This is a genomic window from Bartonella sp. AD328YNZD (assembly GCF_042196425.1).
In genome coordinates this window covers 9,062-15,642 of sequence record NZ_JBHIQG010000029.1, presented here as the reverse complement: position 1 = coordinate 15,642, position 6,581 = coordinate 9,062, and the positions used below count along the sequence as shown (strand labels likewise).

Genomic DNA, 6,581 nt, shown 5'->3' with positions numbered 1-6,581 from the left:
ATGAATCAAAAGGTATCTATTACCCCTAAACCATATTTAATCTTTGAAAATCTTCCAATTGATAGACAAATTAATACGTCACCTAATCCTTATAATTTAGATGCGTCTTGTAAAAGTGGCTATATTAGCGAAAATTTAATTATGATGTTTTCTTTATTGATTGGAGAGCCTTATGCAATTAAGTTTGAAGGCGAACATATAGTAAATAACCTAGTTCCTTTAGAAGATAATAAAAAAGATTATACAGGATTAGGATCTGAAGTTGAGTTAGATTTTCATATAGAAAATGCTGCGCTAAAATTTATAACAGGTTTAAATTTATCTCCTAAAGGGATACTTTTATCTGGTGTTCGCAATGATGTTAATGGCACATTGACTAGAATATCTGATGCACGTCTCGCTTTAAAACTTTTAAGTGAGGAGGATTTGAGGAACTTAAGGGATAATTTATATATAATTAATGTTCCCTATAGATGGAGAAGAAATGGAGTAACCTCTACAAGTAAAGTGCCCCTCGTTCAAGGGGACGGTGAATTCCCAAATATCAGCGCTGTTTTTTATCCAGGCATGTTAGAGCCACAGTCAAAAAAAGCCAAGGAAGCTTCAGATCATTTTAAGGCTGTATCTTTTGGAATTGATGTACAACAGGGAAGATTATTATACATTGATAATAGAATGGCTCTACACTCTAGAGATAAATTTTTTGGATCATTTGATAGTTATGAAAATCCAATGCGATAGATTCAAAGAGTGTTTGGTCTGCAGATTTATGGAATCATAGATATGTAGAACAAATAAAAGAAAGAGTATTTAATTTTCAATGTTAATGTCCTGATAATGATATAATGGTGAGTATTATTCTGGTTTATATATATTGACGATACATCTCATATGTATAGATTTCTCCCGCATAATCAGGTGAGGTTACTAGCTAATTATAAGCTATGGTGGCCAATTGATTTTCTATGGCTGCATTCGCTTTTTGTTATTTTCGCCATTCCTTTCAAGCCTCTAGGGGGATTTTCCTATCAAGCCCTTGAAAGAGCTATTTGGAGTAGTTTCATAATGCAAAACCAAAACATAGTGACAAACTTTTCTATTGTTTTCACAAGTATGACGGTTTGCATGGTTGCACCCTTCAAGCATGGTGGCTTTTTTTCTTGCACGATGAAATCTTTCATATATGAGACAACATAATTAATTTATAACAGATAATTCAATGTATTATCTAAAAAATGCAACGATATAGCTATTAATGTGAACATATGAATTTAAAAAAAACAAACATCGCGTACAAATAAATTCAAACATAATTTGGCACACGACTTATAACATTTTTTAGATAAACAAATAATAATACACCCTATGTCTTTAAACACAGAATGAAAATAATAAAATGAGTTCTAAGAATAATAGAAACTCTCCACAAAGAAGAGACAGAGATGAAGCCTCCAAAGACTTCATCATCACCATCCTTCACCATTTTGTTAACATATTCATTTTATACAAGAATCTTTCCCTCGGAAGAAATAGCATTTGCAATAGCTTCTTCGCTTGCTTCATCGGGTAATAACATCTCATTATGGGCACATCCCGATGGGATCATAGGAAAACAGTTTTCTAAATGATAAACACGACAATCAAAAAGAACAGGCTTATCACAATCAATCATCTGCTGAATTTTATCATCAAGTTCATCGGGTTTTGAACAATGAATCCCTACCGCTCCATAAGCTTGTGCCAATTTCACAAAGTCAGGCATAGATTCCGTATAAGAATGAGAAAGACGATTACCATGCAGCAATTGCTGCCACTGGCGGACCATTCCCATATACTGATTATTTAAAATGAAAATTTTCACCGGTGTGTCATGCTGAATAGCTGTTGCAAGCTCTTGAATATTCATCTGAATGGAGGCATCACCAGAAATACATACAACAAGCGCATTAGGATGCGCTATTTGAACACCTATAGCAGCAGGTAAACCATACCCCATCGTTCCAAGACCACCAGAAGTCATCCAGTGTTTTGGTTCATCAAAATGATAATACTGCGCTGCCCACATCTGATGCTGCCCGACATCCGTTGTAATATAAGCATTCGCATCTTTGGTAAGAGCATAAAGTCGTTCAAGAGCATATTGCGGCATAATGACATCTTTTTTCTCCGCATATGCCAATGAATTACGAGCTTTCCAACGGTTAATTTGCGTCCACCACGCCTCACGGACTTCACTGTTAAACGCTGGTTGTTGTATCTTTAAGAGTTGCGTCATATCTCCTAAAACACAAGCCACATCACCAATAATTGGAACTTCTGCTTTTACAATTTTATTGATAGAAGAAGGGTCAATATCAATATGAATAATACGCGCATGAGGTGCAAATGCATCAAGGCGCCCTGTGATACGATCATCAAATCGTGCTCCAACAGCTAACATAACATCACAATCATGCATGGCCATATTAGCCTCATAGGTTCCATGCATTCCAAGCATTCCAAGCCAATTTTTACCGGAAGCAGGATAAGCACCAAGTCCCATTAATGTTGAAGTAATCGGAAAATCCCCCAATTGAACCAAATTACGTAAAAGCTGTATAGCTTTCATCCCTGATGAAATAACACCACCACCAGAATAAATAATAGGGCGTTTTGCCTCAACTAAAAGAGAAACGGCAGATTCAATAGCCTTAGTATTCCCTTTCAACGATGGAAAAGAATGTAAAGACTCCTGAACTTGAGGTGCTCTATAAAATCCTGAAGCAAATTGAACATCCTTAGGAATATCAATCAAAACCGGCCCAGGACGACCTGATTGAGCAAGAGAAAAAGCTTCATGAATAATAGCTGCAAGATCATTGACATTTTTAACCAGCCAATTATGCTTCGTACAAGGCTTTGTAATTCCAACTGTATCTGCCTCTTGAAAAGCATTTGTTCCAATCACCGTTGTTGACACCTGCCCAGAAAAACAAATAAGAGGTATCGAATCCATAAGAGCATCTTGCAAAGGTGTAACAGCATTCGTTGCCCCTGGACCAGAAGTCACAAGCATAACCCCTACCTTCCCTGTGCTACGTGCATAGCCTTCAGCCGCATGCCCTGCAGCTTGTTCATGACGCACCAAAATATGCTGGAGTGTATCTTGGTGATAAAGAACATCAAAAATAGGCAAAACAGCCCCACCAGGATAACCAAAAATATGTTCAACGCCTTGATCTATAAGAGCTTGAACCACTATTTCAGCGCCCGACATTATTTTTCCATCTGCACTCTCTTGCTTTCTTGGATCATTTCTCATTTTTCCCACTCACCTACTTTATAGGACAATAAAAAAGCCCCTAACGGAGCCCATAAAAAAAGCCCCCAAAGGAGCCTATTACACAACACATACTGTATGATTACCCCCATTATTCCAACGTATAAAATATATAAAAAATTCCTTGTAGAAAGATTTTTAATTCCATTGATACCATTCGTCAATAAAAAATTATATTTTCTAAAAAATTTCTTTTTCACGAATTATCTTTTATCTTTCGATAAGTTTTTTTGCAAAGCTATAACTCTTTTATCAAAAAGTAAGCATCCATTCTTCATCAAATTGATTACGAAACCATGTCATTTGTCTTTTTGCATATCTCCTCGTTTGTATTTTTACCGCTTCAAGAGCATTCTCAAAGCTTCTATATCCATCCAAATAAGCCATAAATTCAGGTACACCAATAGCCTTCATTGCTGGTAATGAAGGGGAAAGTTTAAGTTTTTTCATAGCCACCACTTCTTCTAAAGCTCCTCTTTCAATCATAGAATCCAAGCGTTTATGAATACGTTCATAAAGCAGAGGACGTGGTGGCATGAGAAGAATTTTTTCGGTCAAATTCGGCGCAATGATAGGTGTTGTTTTTTGTTTCTGCCACCAACTGAGCGTCTTACCGGTTGCATCATAAACTTCCAAAGCACGGACAATACGCTGTCTATCGTGCGAAGAAATTTTTTCAGCAACATCAGCATCAATCTGTAACAACTGGCCATAAAGACTTTCAGGTCCTTCTTGATCAAGCAGCAGACGCCATTTCTGCCGCACAACATCTGGAACATGAGGAATTTCCGCAATCCCTTCCAAAAGAGCACGAAAATAAAGTCCTGTTCCGCCAACAAAAATAACTGATCTCAAAGAAAAAGTAGCCAATAGCTTCTCAACATCACACAACCATTGCCCTACTGAGTAATTCAACGTAGGACTCACATGACCATAAAGATAATGGGGAACAATCGCAGTATCAGCCTCTCTCGGCCGTGCTGTTAAAATATTTAAAACATCATAAACCTGCATTGAATCAGTATTAATAATGAGAGCATTTTTTTCTTTAGCCATTTGCAAGGCAAGTTCTGACTTCCCACTTGCCGTTGGCCCCGCTATTAATGTAACTGTTCTCTGTGTCATGAATAGCAATTTCTCCCAATCAATAACTTATTGCAACATGCAGACACCCCCAAAGCCACTGTATTTTCTCTCCATGATCATAGAGTAAATACTTCAAACAAAAATACGAACACAAATTCTCTTTAATACAAAGAAAATCCTATGAAACTTATAAAAAAGAAAAAATGGACTTAATAACAACACCAAAGGAATTTCCAAGCATTTTTTGCTATCATAATTCAATAACAAACCACAGCTATAATAATTCTGTCCGTTAATGCCATTAAAAACATACTCTTTGTCATCATTTATGAAAATAATACTGAGTTTAATCTATACAATCAAATAGCTTTATTTTTTCCTATAAAAATAGCATGCTACGCCGGTTTATAATCAGAGCCTTATAAAGCATCATATCAATACCATTTACTTGCGCATCACAAGCAGAGATAAAAATGGACTTAAGAAAGGTGTACCAATATCTCTTATGCAGCATTTCAAAGTCTAGGCTGTTACAATATTGATAACTGAAAAATACTATGATGGCACCAATTTATACTTTATATCCAGCATAAAGATATAATGATTTCCTATAGATTTTATATTGCACACCCCATGCTCTCTATCGTGAAATGAGCTTGAGAAACATTGAACATCACATGCCTGACTTGCAAAAGACCCCATATACTAAAGCTGCTAAAAAACAAAAAATAATTTTTCAAACATCAATCCATTAAAATCGTTACGAACCGTAACTCTCCATCTGGACGCGCAACAATAAAGAGAGCATTTTTTCGTCCAGCTTCACGTAATTTATGAATACGTCTCTTAGCCTCATCAATTGTTGTGATAGAACTCTGATTGATATCAACTATCACTTCACCAACGCGAATACGCTTTTTATCCGCTGCACTATTTTGTGCAACAGCTGTCACCACTAGTCCTCGAAGTTTATCTGAAATTGAATAACGATGACGCAAATCCTCTGTCAGTTCAGATAACGTCATGCCCATAAATTGCATTGTCACGTTTTTCGACAGATCTTGATTTTTTTTATCATCAACTTCTTCTGTATCTTCATTTGGATCTGTTTCAATCAAACGTCCAAGCTTAACTTTTACTGTTTCTTCTTGCCCATTGCGTAAAACAGTAACGTCCACCACTTTTCCTTCTGAACTTTCTGCAACTAAACGCGGCAAATCACGTGCATGCTTAATTTTGGAATTACCAAAGGAAAGAATAATATCTCCAGTTTGTAACTGGCTATTATCTACATTATTTTCTTTCGTCTGTTCTATTTTACCAGCCACCAATGCTCCCACAGCATTGTCCAATTTTAAACTTTTTGCAATATCCTCTGTTACCGGCTGAATACGAATAGCCAACCAACCACGCCTTATTTCTCCAAAATCACGCAATTGATTAATAACAGAAAGAGCCATATCCGATGGAATAGCAAATCCAATACCGATAGATCCTCCAGAAGGTGAAACAATTGCTGTATTAATGCCAATAACTTCACCATTTCTATCAAATAACGGACCACCAGAGTTGCCTCGATTAATCGCTGCATCTGTTTGAATAAAATTATCATAGGGACCAGCATTAAGGTCACGGTTACGTGCAGAAATAATGCCAACTGTTACACTTCCACCAAAACCATAAGGATTTCCAATAGCCATAACCCAATCACCAATACGTGCCTTTTCTGAATCACCAAAACGCACAGCCTTTAATTTTTTACTTCCTGCATCGACTTGAAGCAAAGCCAAATCAGTTTTGCTATCCTTTCCAAGAAGCTTTGCCTTTAATTTTGTTCCATCCGTAAAATTAACTTCAATATCATCAGCATCAACGATAACATGATAATTTGTAACAATAATCCCTTTTTGCGCATCAATCACAAAACCAGACCCTAAAGAACGCACCTTTTGAAATTGACTATCTTTTTGACCATCTTTAGGTGTAAAGAAATCACTAAAATATTCCTCCAACAATGAATCTTTTGGGATAATGGGTACCGCAGTATTTTCATCCTGTTCTGTTCCTTCAACAGTCTGTGCTGTGGAAATATTCACAACTGTTTCCAAAAGCTCAGAAGCTAAATCAGGAATAGAAAGCAATGCCTTGCTTGTCTCGGCTCCCCAAGACAAACTCA

4 protein-coding genes are annotated in these 6,581 nt (G+C 36.6%); 1 reads left to right on the top strand and 3 read right to left on the bottom strand.

Going from position 1 to position 6,581, the window contains the following annotated elements:
• On the top strand, positions 1-741 hold a 741-nt coding region (locus tag ACFIO3_RS02770), incomplete at its 5' end, for a TauD/TfdA family dioxygenase (protein ID WP_375704086.1).
• A gap of 760 nt (positions 742-1,501) precedes the next feature.
• On the opposite strand, the gene ACFIO3_RS02765 is transcribed toward ACFIO3_RS02770, so the two are convergent.
• The 3 genes from ACFIO3_RS02765 to ACFIO3_RS02755 form a co-directional block, all read right to left on the bottom strand.
• Positions 1,502-3,301 carry an acetolactate synthase 3 large subunit gene (locus tag ACFIO3_RS02765; RefSeq protein WP_375608255.1) on the bottom strand — a complete coding sequence of 600 codons (1,800 nt, stop codon included), beginning with the start codon at positions 3,299-3,301 and terminating at the stop codon, positions 1,502-1,504.
• A 270-nt stretch (positions 3,302-3,571) separates the two neighbouring features.
• Entirely contained in the window at positions 3,572-4,444 is an 873-nt protein-coding gene (miaA, locus tag ACFIO3_RS02760) for a tRNA (adenosine(37)-N6)-dimethylallyltransferase MiaA (RefSeq protein WP_375608254.1), read from the bottom strand.
• 704 nt (positions 4,445-5,148) lie between these two features.
• Positions 5,149-6,581 (bottom strand): Do family serine endopeptidase (locus ACFIO3_RS02755; protein ID WP_375704085.1); only part of this gene is annotated, 1,433 nt, incomplete at its 5' end.